Origin of the sequence: uncultured Rikenella sp. (assembly GCF_948810725.1) — a bacterium.
Classification (GTDB): Bacteria; Bacteroidota; Bacteroidia; order Bacteroidales; family Rikenellaceae; genus Rikenella.
The window spans coordinates 1-14,327 of sequence record NZ_CAQIVA010000021.1; the positions used below are offsets into that span (position 1 = coordinate 1).

Here is a 14,327-nt window from a genome sequence, read left to right on the forward strand (position 1 = left end):
TCGCAAAATGGAAGCGGTGAATGGACTTTGCTTTTGCGGTTCATAGAACCGCCGGGCCTGCGCGCTGGGCCTTCGGCCCACCCGGGGAGCGCGCAGCCCGAAACCAACAGAATGGGGTGAACTATTGGCCTGGCTTTGGGCTGAACCGTTGGTCGTGCTCTTGCGACCCTTTAGGGTCGCGCAGTTCGCCGCCACCCCCTGCGGCGGGCTGCAACTCGTCGGAGCTCGTTGCACTCCCCGCTGGCGGCGAATTGCTATAGGCTAAGAGCGAATAGCGCGATTCCTCGAGGAATCGCCGTCCTCGGGCGCAGCGACGCCATAGCGGCTCAGGGGAGGCGAGCCGAGGACGAATAGGCGGAACTTGTAGCTGGTAAGTAAGATAGTGTGGGTCGGACGCCCGCCAGTATTCGAGTGCCTCTCGTCCCCGTTTATTCCGAGAGGCAACGCAGCTGAAAACCGTAGACACGGCCGATCAAGTGGTTGGGTTGAGCTGCATTCACGACGAAGCGCAAATAGACACTGGCCGTCCCGTTGGCCGCAGCCGACCAGACGGAACCTTCGCCGCCGACGCTGATCAGCGCGCCTGAATTGTAGTAGCGGAAGCCCGGGGCGGGCTGCTTGTCCCGTTTATTCCGAGAGGCAACGCAACGGAAAACCGAGGGCACGACCGTTAGCACCGTTCGGATAAAACCAGTGCATGCAAAAACTGAGGTTCATGCCGTTGATGCTCTTGATGGTCGAAGCCCAACAGTAGCCGTTATTTCCGACATCACCGAGGAGACCCGATCCGGCATAGCGGAAGCCCGGGGCGGGCGGACAGCGCCGTCGCAGAGAATCGAGGTAAAACAACTCTCTCTCCGGAAGACCGAAGAGAGGGTGGATAAATAAAATGGATATAACGAAGGATCGTGGAATACGGCCTACATGCCGCATTCCATCTTAATATAGGTGTGGTGAGGGCCGAACCGTTCGAAAGCGGCGCGATCCAGCTCTTCGCGGTGCTCCGGAGCGGCCACGCTGATGACCAGCCGGGCCCGTTCCTGCAAGGTCTTGCCGTACAGGTTCACGGCGCCGTGTTCGGTGACGAACCAGTGCATGTGCGCGCGCGTGGTCACGACACCGGCACCCGGATTGAGTATCGGAGCGATCTTGCTGATCCCTTTGTTGGTCTTCGACGGCATGGCGACGATCGCTTTCCCGTTTTTCGACAGCGAAGAGCCGTAAATAAAGTCGATCTGGCCGCCCACGCCCGAGTAGTGCTTCGTGCCGATCGAGTCGGCGCAGACCTGGCCGGTCAGGTCGATCTGAAGGGCCGAGTTGATGGCCGTGAAGTTCGGGTTCTGGGAGATGATGTGCGGGTCGTTGGTATAGCCTACGTCCATCATCAGGACGCCGGGATTGTCGTCGATGAAGTCGTAAACTTCCTGGGAACCCATCAGGAAGGTCGATACCATTTTCCCCGGGTCGGTCACTTTGTTCATCCCGTTGATGACGCCCGATTCGACGAGCGGCAGAACGCCGTCGGCGAACATTTCGGTGTGTATACCCAGATTCTTATGTCCGCCCAACTGCGCGAGTACGGCGTTCGGAATCGCGCCGATGCCCATCTGAAGGCAAGCGCCGTCTTCGATCAGTTCGGCACAGTGTTTCCCGATGGCGGTCTCGACTTCGTTCGGTGCGGTGAACGGCGCTTCGATCAGCGGGGTGTCGTCTTCGCACCAGATGTCGATCTCGGACATCCGGATCATGGCCTGGCCGAACGATCGGGGGACGTATTTATTGATGACGGCGATGACGGTATGGGCGCATTCGACTGCTGCCAATGTGGCGTCCACCGATGTCCCGAGCGATACGTAGCCGTGTTTGTCGGGCGGCGATACCTGGATCATGGCGACGTCGATGGGCAAGGCGCCGCAGCGGTACAGTTTTTGCGTTTCGCTCAGAAAAACGGGAATATAGTCGGCATACCCCTCCTGGGTGGCGCGACGCAGGTTGCTGCCGACGAAAAACTGGGAGGATTGGAAGATCCCTTCGTATTTCGGATCGGCATAGGGCGCCGGGCCTTCGGTGTGGAGGTGGTGGATGAAGACGTCACGGAGTTCGCCGCGGTCGCCGCGATCGCAAAGGGCTTTGATCAAGCATTGCGGAGCGCTGGCCACCGAACTCAGGTGGATATGGTCGCCGCTCTTGACGACTTGTACAGCCTCGGCAGCCGAAACGATGCGGATGTTGGGGTTGTTCATAAGCGATGGTGTTTTTGCGTGTTTTTGGTTGGCAAAAAGTAAAGTTCCGGACAAATTTAGGAATTTTAATTATCTTTACTGCAACTTACTTAACAAAGAATAGGTTATGAAACGGTTGTTTACGTTTTTGGCGGTCTGGACGGCGGGAGTGGGGGTGTGTGCGGCGGCGCAGCAGGGGGTGGCGGCGGGGAAGGAGAAGGTCTATACGGTGACGGAAAACATGCGCTTTCCGGAGGGGACGCTGGTGCTCAGGAGCGGGGAGATACTGGTGTCGAATTTCGGGACGGATTCGCTGGCGCCGCTCAACCGGGAAGGACGGGGGTATATCGTTTCGCTGAATAAGGAGAATCGGATTCTGATTCCGGCGCGGGGGGCGCTGAATGCGCCGAAAGGGATGGCGGTCAAGGAGGATTGTCTGTTCGTGGCGGATGTGGGGTGCGTGACGGTTTTTCACCTGAAAAAGCCGGGGGTGCAGCCGGTGAAGATCGCCTTTCCGGAGGGGGAGGTGTTTGTGAACGATATCGTGGCGATGGGGGATTTTCTGTTGGTGTCGGTGACGAATACGGGACATATTTATGCGCTGGATGTGCGGGATTGCGAGGCGGTGTGGGGGGCGCGGAGGCCGGTGCCGAAGCTGGTGGCGACGATTCCGGGGGCGAACGGGCTGGCGGAGTATGAGGGGACGTTGTATGTGGCGTCGTATGATCCGGAGGAGAGGCCGGGGGCGGAAAATGGTATTTATGCGGTGAATATGACGGATTTGACGGCGGAACCGGTAAATCTGATGGGGGATCGGTTCGGTCAGTACGACGGGGTGGCGGTCTCGGGGGATGGCAAGAGGCTCTATTTCAGCAATTGGAGGGGGGAGAACGGTGCGGGAGAGGTGGGCTTTGTCGATCTGACGCCGGAGGGGAAAAATGCGGTGACGGTGTTGGATTTGGGGGTAGAGCTGCGGGGGCCGGCGGATATTTCGGTGGCTAAGGGATATTTGGTTGTGCCGGATTTGCCGGCGAGCAGGGTCTATATGGTGGCGTTGTAGTTTTTGTGGGCTTTTGAGTTTTTTTCGTTGCCTCGCCGACTGTTCGGCGAGGCTTTTTGTGGCTTGGGGTGTGGTTCCAGGGAGAGGTTTCGGGCCGCTGCTGCCGGCTGCTTAGGGTAGCTTTTGGGGTAGAGGCTGCCCTTATTTTTAGGGTAGACTCGGCCCTTTGCCATCGCGGGCACGCGGCCCGTTTATTCCGAGAGGCAACGCAACTGAAAACCGTGGGCGAATCCGTTCGCTGCGTTGAGGCTGATATATTGCGACAGGAAATTCAGATCCATGCCACCGTTTCCTCGGACTGTGGATGACCAACTGTATCCGTTGTTTCCGCCTCCGCCCAGTTCGCCGGTGGCATAATAGCGGTAGCCCGGGGCGCGCCCACAGGGCGTTCTACTGGCCGCCTCTACCCCAAGCAATACGTCCCCGTTTATTCCGAGAGGCAACGCAACTGAAAACCGTAGCCGCGGTGCAGTGCTCGGTTGGGATGGAATATCGTTGAATGGAAGTACAAATATATCGCCTCCACGCTGCTGTTTGTCGAAGACCAACTGGCTCCGTGATTGCCGGCGCTACCCAGGTCTCCGAAACGTTTTTCATTGCCTGCGTCGCGGTAGCCCGGGGCGGGAAAGCGGGAAACGGCGGATTGGCCGATCGCTTGGACGGTTCGGACGGAAAGGCTATTTTTGTCCTCTACGAATGCGGTGCATTCTCGTTTCAAAAAGAAAAGGAATGAAAAATTCAGTCTGGATTTGGGCGCTTCCGGGCCTGCTGGGGCTCGCAGGATGTAATAAAACGAACGATCCGATGCCGCCGGAGCATTCGAAGTGGATCGCCCGAATCGTAAGTTATACGCCCGCTCCCGGACAATTCGTCAATTCGGAGATGGGAACCCGGGAGGCGGCTGAATCGCTTGTCGGCGGGAAAAAGGGATGTCTCTCCCTGGGAGGCTTCGGCGGGGCGGTCGTCTTCGAGTTCGATCACGAACTCAAAAATATCGAGGGGCCTGATTTCGTCATTTTCGGAAACGCTTTCGACGGGAGTTCCGAACCGGGCGTTGTCGAGGTCAGTCCGGACGGAGAACGCTGGTATCGGTTGCGCGGGGCGGCGGACGAGGCGACGGGAAGCGTGGCGGACTACGAGATAACCTACTTCCGACCGAAGCAGGTGGCGCAGGCGGAGGAGGTGGCATGGACGGACAATCGGGGAGGGAGCGGGACGATCGAGGCGTTGGCGACTATCCATCCGCAGAGTTATTGGCCGGCGGCGGCGCAAGGGGAGCGGACGATCGTTTTCCGGGGGTTCCGATTGCCGGATCCGGCGGAGTGGAACGGGGTGAAGTATGTGTTGCGCGATCTGGGGGAGGGATATGCGGACAACTGGTCGCCGGATTATACGACGGTGGTCGGCGGAGATCCGGATACGCGGTACGGTAATAAATTCGACATCGATCGGGCGGTGGACGAGGCGGGGCAAAGGGTAGAGCTCCGGACGGTCAAGCAAATTCGGGTATATACGGCTGTCAATCAGCAGGTTGGAGGAACGCTAGGTGAGGTTTCTACCGAAATTTGCGGGGCGTTGTCATTGTCCGCCGGGCGGTAAGCCTGTTTTTGTCATATCCGACGGAATGTTGCAAGTCGGGATTTAAGTGGCTGTTGGTCTATTGTCGGCACTCTCCTGAATGAAATTTTGTCAGAATTTTCAGTCGCCGATAAAATGGTGACAATTATTTCCGAAGATGGAGAAGAGTTTGTATTTCAGAAAATTGTAAGAGATATATTTTTCAGGATAGACCGAGTTTTCGGGCGATCTTTCCGATGATGATTTTTTGTCATATCTTTTTTCGGAGCCGCCGAGGGGTGGAATTTTTCCGGCTTCATCGCTTCGAAGCCTCTGTTTTCTGCCGGTAGGGTGAAATATTTATACATAAAAAAATTTGCAGGTATGATTTATTGCAGTATCTTTGTTGTCAGATATTGAAGCGTCGAATGGGGGGGAGGAATGGATTTTTCATTCGATAGGAGGATTTATAAACTTGGGAATCAATGATTTTGATTCCTTTTGGACTTTACGGAAACGAGTGGATTTTCGGGGCGTTCGGTCGCGGGAAATCCGAATGGATATTTAAGCGATCATGGTCAGAGGGTTTGTTGTAAATACGGGCGATGCGAGTTCGGCGGAGGTGGTGAGGCTGATGAATTACGGGGTGGACGGGTTGGATGTGGCGGAGGATGCGGGGCGGGCGAAAGATCGCTTCCTGGAGGTGGCGGAGTTGCTGGGGGTTGGAGATAAGTTGGTGGTGTGCTCGCTGAGGGATATATGCGTGGGGGTGGAGGATATTGTGGAGGTGCTGCTGATGTGGTCGCGCAGGCGATTCAAATTGGTATCGCTGGCGGAAGAGTGGCTGGAGGGGTGTTGGGAGATTTTGTGTCACGGGGGCGGAGAGGAGTTGTTGGCATGTATTCACCATCGGATGGTGCCGGTGTTGGGGCGGGAAACGGGTGGCGAGGGACGGACGAGGGGGCGGAAATCGACGGTGAGGGGTGGGCGGCCGAAAGGGTCGATCAAAATGAACGAAGAGAAACTCGACCTGGCGGTGCGGATGTATTGTCAGGGGGACTTTACGGTGAGGGATATTTGCGATATCGTGCGGTGCAACGAACGGAGTATGTATCGGTACCTGAAACTCAGAGGGGTGGCGGGGATGAGAAAAATAAACGGAGCGGAGATGACGAAAGGGGTAGGAGAGGGGGGTAGCGGCGGAGAGATGTGAGGCTCGGATGCGATGGTGAGAGGGCGGATTATTTTTCGGAGACACGGAGTTTTTGGCGCTTAAACTAAGATATGCAGCGAAATAGAATGAATAAACAACGCTTGTTTGCGATGGCGGTAGGGATGCTGTCGGCGATGGTCGGCTCCTTGGGGGAACTCAGGGCGCAGATGTATACGGAGGGCATATTCGCCTCTACCGGTGCCGCGGCGGCGCGGAAAGCGGCGGTGGTGAGACCGCAGAGAATCAAATTCTATTTCGTTACGGGGAGTAGCGATCTGGTGTTCCAATACGGGCCGAACCTGATGCAGCGTCAACAGTTCGACTCGCTGGCCAGACGGGTGGCCGAACAGGAGACGGTGGCGATCGACTCGATCGTCTTGACGGCGTACACTTCTACGCTGGATAGCCGCATCGGGACGCGGGAGTTGGCGGAGGCCAGGATTTTGGCAGTGAAGGATTTCCTCGTGGGGCGATTGGAACACAATGAGTTGCACGGGGTGCGTTTTCTGACGCATGTGCGGGAGGCGGAAGAGGATTATTACGATTCGGACGGCGAATTCGGCGATGGGAATGACGGCGCGGATGCGTGGCTGGGGGGAGATGATATATATAATAAGGTAAGGCGGGTTGAAGTCGCCACCTATCTCGGTGGCGGGAAGGGAGCCAAAGGGGTTGCGGCGGCGAACCGCATGCAGTCGCAGATCAATGTGACGCGGGAGCTGACGGATGCCATTTCGGATACCATGTCGGCGGCGCAGCGGGAACGCCAGCTGGCGGCGATTCGAACCAACCCGTATCCGGTTTGGCGGCCGGGGGTGATGGGGCGTAATGTAAGGGCGAAGTATGAAGGGCCGATCGATCAGATTCTTTCGTTGCGGACCAATTTACCTTACTGGTTGGTGGCGGCGCCGAATGCGGGGCTGGAGTTTCATATCGGCGGTCACTTCTCGATCTTGCTCGAAGGGACGCTGACGTTCTGGGAAAAGCAGGATAATACGGGGAACAAGGGGGTATACGTGGCTGGTGCGGGGCCGGAGTTCAGATACTGGTTCGGGGACGACCGCTCGAGGGCGGGGCATATTATCGGCCTCTATGGACAGTATGCCGACTACGATATCAAACTGAACCAGAAAGGACGTCAGGGGACGGTGATGGGGGGCGGGATCAGTTACGGCTACTACTTGCCGGTGGGACGGCGTTGGGCGTTCGAGTTCGGGATCGGGATCGGATATTTGGCCAATAAAATGGACGTTTACGAGTGGAACTCGATCGTGAAGCGCAACTTGTGGGTGGAACAGAAGAACAAACCGTGGATCGGGCCGACTAAGGTGCGGGCGACGGTGATCTTCCGGATGGGGCATAAGGAGCGGGTGTATTAGGCTGGTGTGATTGGGATGAGATGGAGAGGAGGGCGTTTTTTTGAGTGAAATTATGACGAAAATTCGGAACACTGACAATATTTCGGTACCCTATTCCGATTATACTAAGTGCTCTGTAATATCCGAAATGTCGGAAAAGATAACTAAAGAATGAAAATGCGGTTGAAATACGGAACTCTGTCGGCGACGTGGCTCGTGCTTGTCGCGATATGCGGAATACTGACTTTCGGCGGATGTAACAAACGGCCTTATACCCGGATCAAACAGTTGCCGCTGAAAGTGATACCGGAGTGGAACGAGGTGCCGGAGGGGGCGGAGTTGCCGACGACGCTTGAATTTTATCTCTATCGCGAAGACGGGACGATGATGGGGAAATACGCCATTCCGAGGGACGGGGGATTTGTGGGGAGCGAACAGATGGTCTTCTCGGTGGGGGTTTATCACATGATTTTGGTCAATCAGAACGACTATGTCGAAGTATTGAAACCGGAAACCTTTGCGACGGCGCAGATTAGCGCAAAGAAGGCGTCGGCGGCGTACTTGCAACAGAATAACTTCTCGAAGGCGGACGGTGTGGAGGTGGTTTATCAGCCGGGGTGGATTTTCTCGTCCAGCTTGGAAAATGTCAATCTCAACGGCATTGTGATCGTCGAAGACGACGCTTCGTGTATCGAGGTGAAGATGCCGATGAAACGCCAGGTCAAGGTGGTGAATTTCAAAATCAACTTGACGGGGTTGACGGATCAGGTCAAGTCGATGAGAGGGTTGTTGGGGAATGTGGCCTCGGGGGTCGATCTCTCGACGGGGCAGATTGTGGGGGGGATGCAGTGCGCTTCGCCGTTCGAATTGACCGATATTTCGGGTAACAAGACGACTTGGAGCGGAAATATGCTGATCTTCGGGAACCAGGCGGAAATCGATGCGGCGCTGCGCAATAAACTCCAATTGTACTTCGATACCGATACCGAGTCGGGGAGAACGCTTATCCACGAGGAGGATATCACGGAGCAATTGAAAAATGGGGCGACGGAAAATGATTTGAACATCAAGGTCGAAGCGGATATCGAAGTGAAGGCGAATGCGGGATTTCTGACGGTAATCGTGAAGTGGAAGGACGGTAAGGGAGAGGATGTCGACGGGATTTAATACACTCGGGTGTAGGAAATGGCTATGAAAAAACAAATGAAATATATCGTACTCGCGGGATGGGCGGTCGTGATGCTTGCCGGTTGCAGCAAACGTACCGTCGGTGAAGGGATGGGGGAGGAGGAGGGATATCCCGTGCGGTTTGCTGTCGGAGAGGTGACGACTTCGAAGGTGCTGGATGACGATAAGTTCGAAGAGGGGGATGTGATCGGGATGTACGCTTATCCGCAAAATAGTTCCATGTTCGCTACCGGAGATGAGTTCGTGCGGCAGAATGTGCCGTATGTGCAGATGAGTAACGGAGAACTGTTGGTAGAGGCGGGGAATGACCCGATTACCTTCCCGGAATCTAAAAAACTCTACTTTGTTGGATATTATCCTTATTCGGCAGAGGCGGATGCGGCGGGAAAAGTGGAGATGGATATAGCGGATCAGACCAACGGGATGACCGGCGCGGTGCTCTATTCGGATACTTGGAAAAATAAAGGCGTTTCCAGAACGTTTGAATATGTGAAACTGGAGTTCCGGTATGTGGTGGCGCAGGTGGTCATTAATATCAAATTCGATCCGGTTACGATGCCGGATGGGGATGTGGGCGATATTACCTCCGTGACTTTTACGGGGGATGGATTGCAGTCGGGATATGAATTCGATATTCAGAGCGGGGGAACTGCATTGCTGAGTGGAGTAGGGACGGGGGCGAGAGGACGACTCAATTTGGAGCCGGGCGTGAGTGTGATCAAGGCGGCGGTGGTGCCGAACGGGAATATCAAAAACATGGAATTTACGGTGACGACGGCGGACGGTATGACTTATAACGCGAAGCCTAAGGATATGACCTATGTCGAGGGGACGAGATATACCTATAACCTCATGTTGAAAGACAGCGGTTCGGCTATTTTGGGCGATGCGGAAATTACGGACTGGGAGCCGGGGAACGACGGGGGAACGCATATTTCGGGAACCGTGCAATAAGAAAGGAAGAGACAGACGATGAAGCAGACAATCATCATATTATCCTTGTGTACGGCGGCGTTGTGCGCCGGATGTAAGGCCAAGCAGGTCGTTATGGAGGATGTCGCACAGGGAGAGGTCGTGAGATTCTCGGCCAAGGCTGAGACGGTTACCAAAGTCTCGGATAAGGACACTAATCCGGCACTCTCGGCGCCGCAGTTCGATCAGGGAGATAAGATATCTGTCTTTGCTCCGTTGGCGGGGCAGACAATCTCCGGGAATTATGGCCAGAATACGGCGAAAGGGGAGGCTAAGGACTGTCGGTATGTGGCAGATAACAACAACAACTTCTCGGCCGAAACCATTCAAGACCGGATACGGTTCGGTTCGACATCGACCTTGTTGGACTTCTATGCCGTTTGGCCGGCGGTGGGGCCGGAACCGGAGGAAGCGGAGGTGAATCAGAACGATTATACCATCGACCTCAAGGATATCGGGGATCAGAGTACGGTGGGGAACGTTTTGCCGTACATGTACTCCAATAACGCGAAGCGCAAAGGGATGCAGAGTGGTAATGGGGGGAGTGTGGTTAACTTGACTTTCCGGTATGTATTGTCCAAAGTCAAGGTCGAAGTGGAATATGACCCGAGTATGATGGGCGGGGAGTTGACAGGCGTCGAGTTCTATGCCGATGGCGGGTTGTATCGCGAATGCGTGATCGACCTCAAACAGGAGGCTTATGATAAGGTGGCCAGTCATGGTGGGCGGACGAGTGCGGTGGCGGATGACACGAATCCGTATCAATTCTGGGTTTTGCAACAGGTGGCAGGGACTAACGGGTTGGTGGCTACTTCTACCTGGGGCTACGTTGTGCCGAATGCGGGAGCGGGGAAAGTGGTGAACCCGGTGATTCGGTTGACGTTTAATGGTGGGGCGAATCTGATTTGTCCGATTCCGAAAACCGACAAAATGGTGACCGGAGGATTGTTGCCGGGGAAAGAATATCGGTATATCGTCGATATCGAGCCCGAAACGCCGGTGACCGTCGAAGGATCGATCGAAGAGTGGGAAGTGGTGGGGAATGATTTCCCGACCTTTTGGGCACAATAAATTAACCGAGTTGCTACATGCCGGAGTGGTTTCCGGCTAAAAATAAGAACGACCAAAACACAAGGAAAACAAACATTTTAACAACCAAAACAAAACAACAATGAAAAAGAGTCTTCTTTTGGCAGCTGCGTCACTTGCTGTGATCGCCTGCTCGAAACGGACCATCGGCGAAGCTCCGGTAGACCCGAATCTTCCGGCAGACAACGTTGTGCGCTTCTCCAGTGCGGCAAGCACTGCAACGGTATCGAAAGCCGGCTTGGATGCTAACGGACACAGTACCTTTGAAGTAGATGATACGATCGGTATCTATGCTGTGTTGGATACCAAAACTTTGGGGGCTGCTCCGGCTTCGGTATTCCCGACTAACGCGGATTTCCAGTATCTGAACCGGAAGTATGTGGTAAAATCGGTGGATCCGTATGATGATACGACTAACCCGGCTACTCCGGTACCGGCGATTGCTCACTTTGAACCGTTTGTAGATCCGACTGCTACACCGGATCCGATCGATAATACTATGTATTATCTTGCTGGGGGGCAGGGTTGGAACTATTATGCTTACTATCCTACGACCTTGCCGGGTAACTTGGCAGACGCTTCGGGTAATGTTTTTGAGATGCCGACCACTGTGGCCAGTGCTACGAATACTAATTTTGTCGGAACGGGTGATATGACCAACAGTACCATTAAATTCTTTGATCAGACGGGTACGCCGGGTACTGTTACGAAAAACGCTTATCCGGGGCCGATTATGTTTGCTTATTACGGTAAGAAAGATACGCAGGCTGCGCTGGGGACTCGTCAGGATCCGGTTCGGTTGCAGTTTAAATATGCGGTGGCGAAACTCACCCTCGAAGTAACTGTGGCTCACACGGTGACCAGAGATATCCCGAAAGAACTGAAAGCGATTGCGATGTATGGCGACGGGATGAATCAGGGCTTTAAGTTCGACCTCACGCAGGCAAAACAAGTGGATGCTACGAGCGGCGTATACAACGTGGTAACGACCGATGCTACTGCTCCGGCGATGGCGAATTGGACTAATACTACGACTTTCCCGACTTTCTCGGGTTCGAGTCCGTTCACCGGTTATCTGTTCAAGATTCCGTCGGCAGCAAGCGATACCACGACGACGACTATTACGATTCCGGCTGGTACAGGCGGAACTCCTGCTGCAACTACGAAACCTGCTGCGAAATTTACCGTAACCGGTTATCTGATTCCGGCAGGGAATAACGCTACCTCTTCGGTCGGTGGGGATTTGACCAATGTGTTCATCAAATTCTATGTAAGTGGTCAGACGAATGGTAAGGATCCGGAAGTTTATACCGCTACGCTCGACCAGACTAAAGGTGGTTCGGTAACGACGCTTCCGGGAACTTCTACCGCTGCGAAGAATTATTTGCCGGCGATTGCTCCGGGGAAAGAATACAAACTCAAACTTACGTTGGATAAGAACGAAATCGAGTTTGAAGGTGAAATCAAAGACTGGGAAGTAGTAGAACCGAATGGTTCTGACGAAATTCCGGCAGTTTAGTCTGTCATCCGACGACTGAAACCTTAGGGTGAGAGGGGTGCGTAATTTTGCCTCCGGGTGACGTGCGCTCCCCTCTCCTTTTACCCTCACCTTTCAGCCTCAAGCGCAGAGCGGGAATAATTCCCGTTCTAACCAAACTTAGAAAACGGATGAAACGGATTTTAATACTGGCTACCACACTGCTGGTAGCGGTAAGTTGTAACAAAATTACGTTCGACGACTCAGTGCCTGCTACTCCGGACACCGCACAGCCCGTTCAGTTCGGCTCCGGTGCGCCTACGGTAGAGATCACCAAAGCCAACATCGCCCTTGGAGATGGATCGAATGGTACCTTGAAGATGGATCGGATCGGGATTTTCGCTTTCCGTTCCGCTACCGTTCCGGCCACGGCTACCGCGGCTGCGACGGCTTTGTGGCACAACAGTTCGAACGATAAAACCGCCAACGTCTCGTATCACTTCTTTGATGACCAGCAGAATCAGCCTACCTCAAAGTACTATCGCGAGGAACAGCAGTCGGGCAAAAGTCCGCTCTTGTTTTGGCCTGCGTCGGGAACTGCGAATGCGGAGTTGACCTTCCTCGGGTATTTCCCGTGGATAGCGTCGGCTACAGCTTCTGCTCCAGGGATGCCGGTAGCGCCGAATCAACGGGCATATGTCGATAATGCGACGTTCCAGCTCAAGGCAGACCTCTCCGATCAGACGATTCAGACCGGGAAGACAGAAGTGTACGACTATGGATTCGCATGGGCGAATCCGCTGACCAATGTGTCTCGGCCTGCCAACCCGGCGACCAACCGCCAGAAATTGATCTTCAGCTACAAAGTGGCTAAAATCACCTTGGTGGTTAAAGGCGAGGACGAAGACGGGTTGCAGGTCAGCGCAGGCGGGGCTAAAGGTTTGAAAGCGATCAAGATCTATTCGAAGACCGGTGGCTTGTGCTCGGATTTCACCTTGGATTTACTGAAAGGGGTCGTAGCGACCGGTAGCACGGCTGCCACCGAAACGACTCCGATTAAGATTCAACCGGTGAATAATCCGGGTGATCCGACGGCGACGGTTCCGATCAAACCTTACATCGATGCGATAGGGTACTTGGTACCGGTTACGGGAACGGATTTGAATACCGATTCTGACCCGGCGAAAAACGGGATTGTAATCGAGGTGGTTCATAATGACGGAAACAAAGATCAGTCATATTTCGCTAATATTAACTCTACGACGGTGACCAATCCGTCTACGGGTGGGAAACCGGACTTGACTGGCGGGATCGAAGCGGGGAAGAACTATAAGTATACCGTGAAATTCGGTAAGAATGGACTCACCTTTACCGGTCAGGTAGAGGATTGGGTAGATGCCGATCCGATTCCGGATATCAACCTCGACGATCTTTTGTAAAGCATTTTTTATGAAGCATTCGGGCTTACTCTTTGACGGGAGTAAGCCCGTTTTGTTTTGTGGCCGGTTCTTTGGGAGGGTATGGTTGATGGATGTCCGATGGGTGGGAAAACATTAGCGGCACAGGGATTTATCTGAACTTTCCCTGTGCCGCTAATACCCAAAACAAACAAAACAAATCGTAAACAACCGTCGAATCGTCAGTCCGGATAGGGCGGAAACCCTTTTCATTTTGCCGCTCTCCAGCGATTCGATAATCATTATAGCATAAAGCGTGCCAAAGTGATAAGAGTTCTTGCGGAGGAGGTGTTCGCGTCGTGACGCGCATTGAAGAATCTAGTCGAGCAGATTAAGCGATACGTAGTATCGCTCCGTCCCTCCGGTGCGCCCATCGGGCGTTTTGTTAGGGTTATCGTTGCCTTATTAGCCGTCCGCCGCCCGCGCAGGGCAGTTTCAGGCGGGTCAAAGCTCAACCGCGCGCCGCCGCCAAAAGAGGGAAATCGTCAAAATGTGCAGGCACGTTTTGACAAGATTTCCCCAGGCGCGCGGACGAAGAACGGGGGTAGAGGCTGCCAGTTGAAATGCGCAAGCATTTCCTGTCCACGGGACGTGGGGCCCGCGCGGCCCGAGCGCAGTACCCTCCCGTAGGACGCGCGCCACGCCTAAAGAAGCGATTCAACTATTTCGGCGATAGCCGAATATAGATGAATCGCGCAAGGCGCGCGAAAACGCGGCGGAGCGACAGCGGAGCC

General features: G+C 54.5%; 13 protein-coding genes. 9 read left to right on the forward strand and 4 right to left on the reverse strand.

Annotation, left to right across the window (positions count from 1 at the left end; genetic code table 11):
- Window positions 1-428: 428 nt before the first annotated feature.
- The 3 genes from Q9S52_RS06800 to Q9S52_RS06810 form a co-directional block, all read right to left on the reverse strand.
- Window positions 429-665: a hypothetical protein gene (locus Q9S52_RS06800; RefSeq protein ID WP_304708586.1), complete on the reverse strand. Its 237-nt coding sequence runs from the start codon at window positions 663-665 to the stop codon at window positions 429-431.
- On the reverse strand, window positions 628-849 hold the full coding sequence (locus tag Q9S52_RS06805; protein ID WP_304708587.1) for a hypothetical protein: 222 nt from the start codon (window positions 847-849) through the stop codon (window positions 628-630). The genes Q9S52_RS06800 and Q9S52_RS06805 overlap by 38 nt, the downstream gene beginning before the upstream one ends.
- Before the next feature lie 71 nt (window positions 850-920).
- Entirely contained in the window at window positions 921-2,243 is a 1,323-nt protein-coding gene (locus Q9S52_RS06810; protein WP_300729290.1) for an acetyl-CoA hydrolase/transferase family protein, read from the reverse strand.
- A gap of 106 nt (window positions 2,244-2,349) precedes the next feature.
- Between Q9S52_RS06810 and Q9S52_RS06815 the strand changes: the two genes are divergently transcribed.
- Window positions 2,350-3,282 (forward strand): hypothetical protein, encoded by a 933-nt coding sequence (locus Q9S52_RS06815; protein WP_297628348.1) that lies wholly within the window; start codon window positions 2,350-2,352, stop codon window positions 3,280-3,282.
- A gap of 427 nt (window positions 3,283-3,709) precedes the next feature.
- Here the strand turns inward: Q9S52_RS06815 and Q9S52_RS06820 are convergent, their stop codons facing one another.
- On the reverse strand, window positions 3,710-4,000 hold the full coding sequence (locus Q9S52_RS06820) for a hypothetical protein (protein ID WP_304708588.1): 291 nt from the start codon (window positions 3,998-4,000) through the stop codon (window positions 3,710-3,712).
- A gap of 11 nt (window positions 4,001-4,011) precedes the next feature.
- On the opposite strand from Q9S52_RS06820, the gene Q9S52_RS06825 reads away from it, so the two are divergent.
- The 8 genes from Q9S52_RS06825 to Q9S52_RS06860 all read left to right on the forward strand — a co-directional run bounded on the left by Q9S52_RS06825 (window position 4,012) and on the right by Q9S52_RS06860 (window position 13,575).
- Complete coding sequence (locus Q9S52_RS06825; protein WP_304708589.1) at window positions 4,012-4,881, forward strand: hypothetical protein; 870 nt, start codon at window positions 4,012-4,014, stop codon at window positions 4,879-4,881.
- 532 nt (window positions 4,882-5,413) lie between these two features.
- Window positions 5,414-6,052 (forward strand): hypothetical protein, encoded by a 639-nt coding sequence (locus Q9S52_RS06830; protein ID WP_294593282.1) that lies wholly within the window; start codon window positions 5,414-5,416, stop codon window positions 6,050-6,052.
- Between the two features lie 86 nt (window positions 6,053-6,138).
- Window positions 6,139-7,431, forward strand: a complete 1,293-nt coding sequence (locus tag Q9S52_RS06835) for a DUF3575 domain-containing protein (RefSeq protein ID WP_297628342.1) — start codon at window positions 6,139-6,141, stop codon at window positions 7,429-7,431.
- 150 nt (window positions 7,432-7,581) lie between these two features.
- Window positions 7,582-8,577: a DUF5119 domain-containing protein gene (locus Q9S52_RS06840; RefSeq protein ID WP_300744530.1), complete on the forward strand. Its 996-nt coding sequence runs from the start codon at window positions 7,582-7,584 to the stop codon at window positions 8,575-8,577.
- A 36-nt stretch (window positions 8,578-8,613) separates the two neighbouring features.
- Window positions 8,614-9,552 carry a fimbrillin family protein gene (locus Q9S52_RS06845; RefSeq protein ID WP_304708591.1) on the forward strand — a complete coding sequence of 313 codons (939 nt, stop codon included), beginning with the start codon at window positions 8,614-8,616 and terminating at the stop codon, window positions 9,550-9,552.
- Between the two features lie 18 nt (window positions 9,553-9,570).
- A complete protein-coding gene (locus Q9S52_RS06850) occupies window positions 9,571-10,641 on the forward strand; it encodes a fimbrillin family protein (protein ID WP_304708592.1) in 1,071 nt (356 codons plus the stop codon).
- 100 nt (window positions 10,642-10,741) lie between these two features.
- Window positions 10,742-12,178 carry a hypothetical protein gene (locus tag Q9S52_RS06855; RefSeq protein ID WP_304708593.1) on the forward strand — a complete coding sequence of 479 codons (1,437 nt, stop codon included), beginning with the start codon at window positions 10,742-10,744 and terminating at the stop codon, window positions 12,176-12,178.
- 149 nt (window positions 12,179-12,327) lie between these two features.
- Window positions 12,328-13,575, forward strand: a complete 1,248-nt coding sequence (locus Q9S52_RS06860; RefSeq protein ID WP_304708594.1) for a hypothetical protein — start codon at window positions 12,328-12,330, stop codon at window positions 13,573-13,575.
- Window positions 13,576-14,327: the final 752 nt, after the last annotated feature.

Excerpts from the sequence above, each read along its gene's own strand:
- Q9S52_RS06810 (WP_300729290.1), bottom strand. The coding sequence starts at position 2,243 with ATGAACAACCCCAACATCCGCATCGTTTCGGCTGCCGAGGCTGTACAA.
- Q9S52_RS06815 (WP_297628348.1), top strand. The coding sequence starts at position 2,350 with ATGAAACGGTTGTTTACGTTTTTGGCGGTCTGGACGGCGGGAGTGGGG.
- Q9S52_RS06825 (WP_304708589.1), top strand. The coding sequence starts at position 4,012 with ATGAAAAATTCAGTCTGGATTTGGGCGCTTCCGGGCCTGCTGGGGCTC.
- Q9S52_RS06830 (WP_294593282.1), top strand. The coding sequence starts at position 5,414 with ATGGTCAGAGGGTTTGTTGTAAATACGGGCGATGCGAGTTCGGCGGAG.
- Q9S52_RS06835 (WP_297628342.1), top strand. The coding sequence starts at position 6,139 with ATGAATAAACAACGCTTGTTTGCGATGGCGGTAGGGATGCTGTCGGCG.
- Q9S52_RS06840 (WP_300744530.1), top strand. The coding sequence starts at position 7,582 with ATGAAAATGCGGTTGAAATACGGAACTCTGTCGGCGACGTGGCTCGTG.
- Q9S52_RS06845 (WP_304708591.1), top strand. The coding sequence starts at position 8,614 with ATGAAATATATCGTACTCGCGGGATGGGCGGTCGTGATGCTTGCCGGT.
- Q9S52_RS06850 (WP_304708592.1), top strand. The coding sequence starts at position 9,571 with ATGAAGCAGACAATCATCATATTATCCTTGTGTACGGCGGCGTTGTGC.
- Q9S52_RS06855 (WP_304708593.1), top strand. The coding sequence starts at position 10,742 with ATGAAAAAGAGTCTTCTTTTGGCAGCTGCGTCACTTGCTGTGATCGCC.
- Q9S52_RS06860 (WP_304708594.1), top strand. The coding sequence starts at position 12,328 with ATGAAACGGATTTTAATACTGGCTACCACACTGCTGGTAGCGGTAAGT.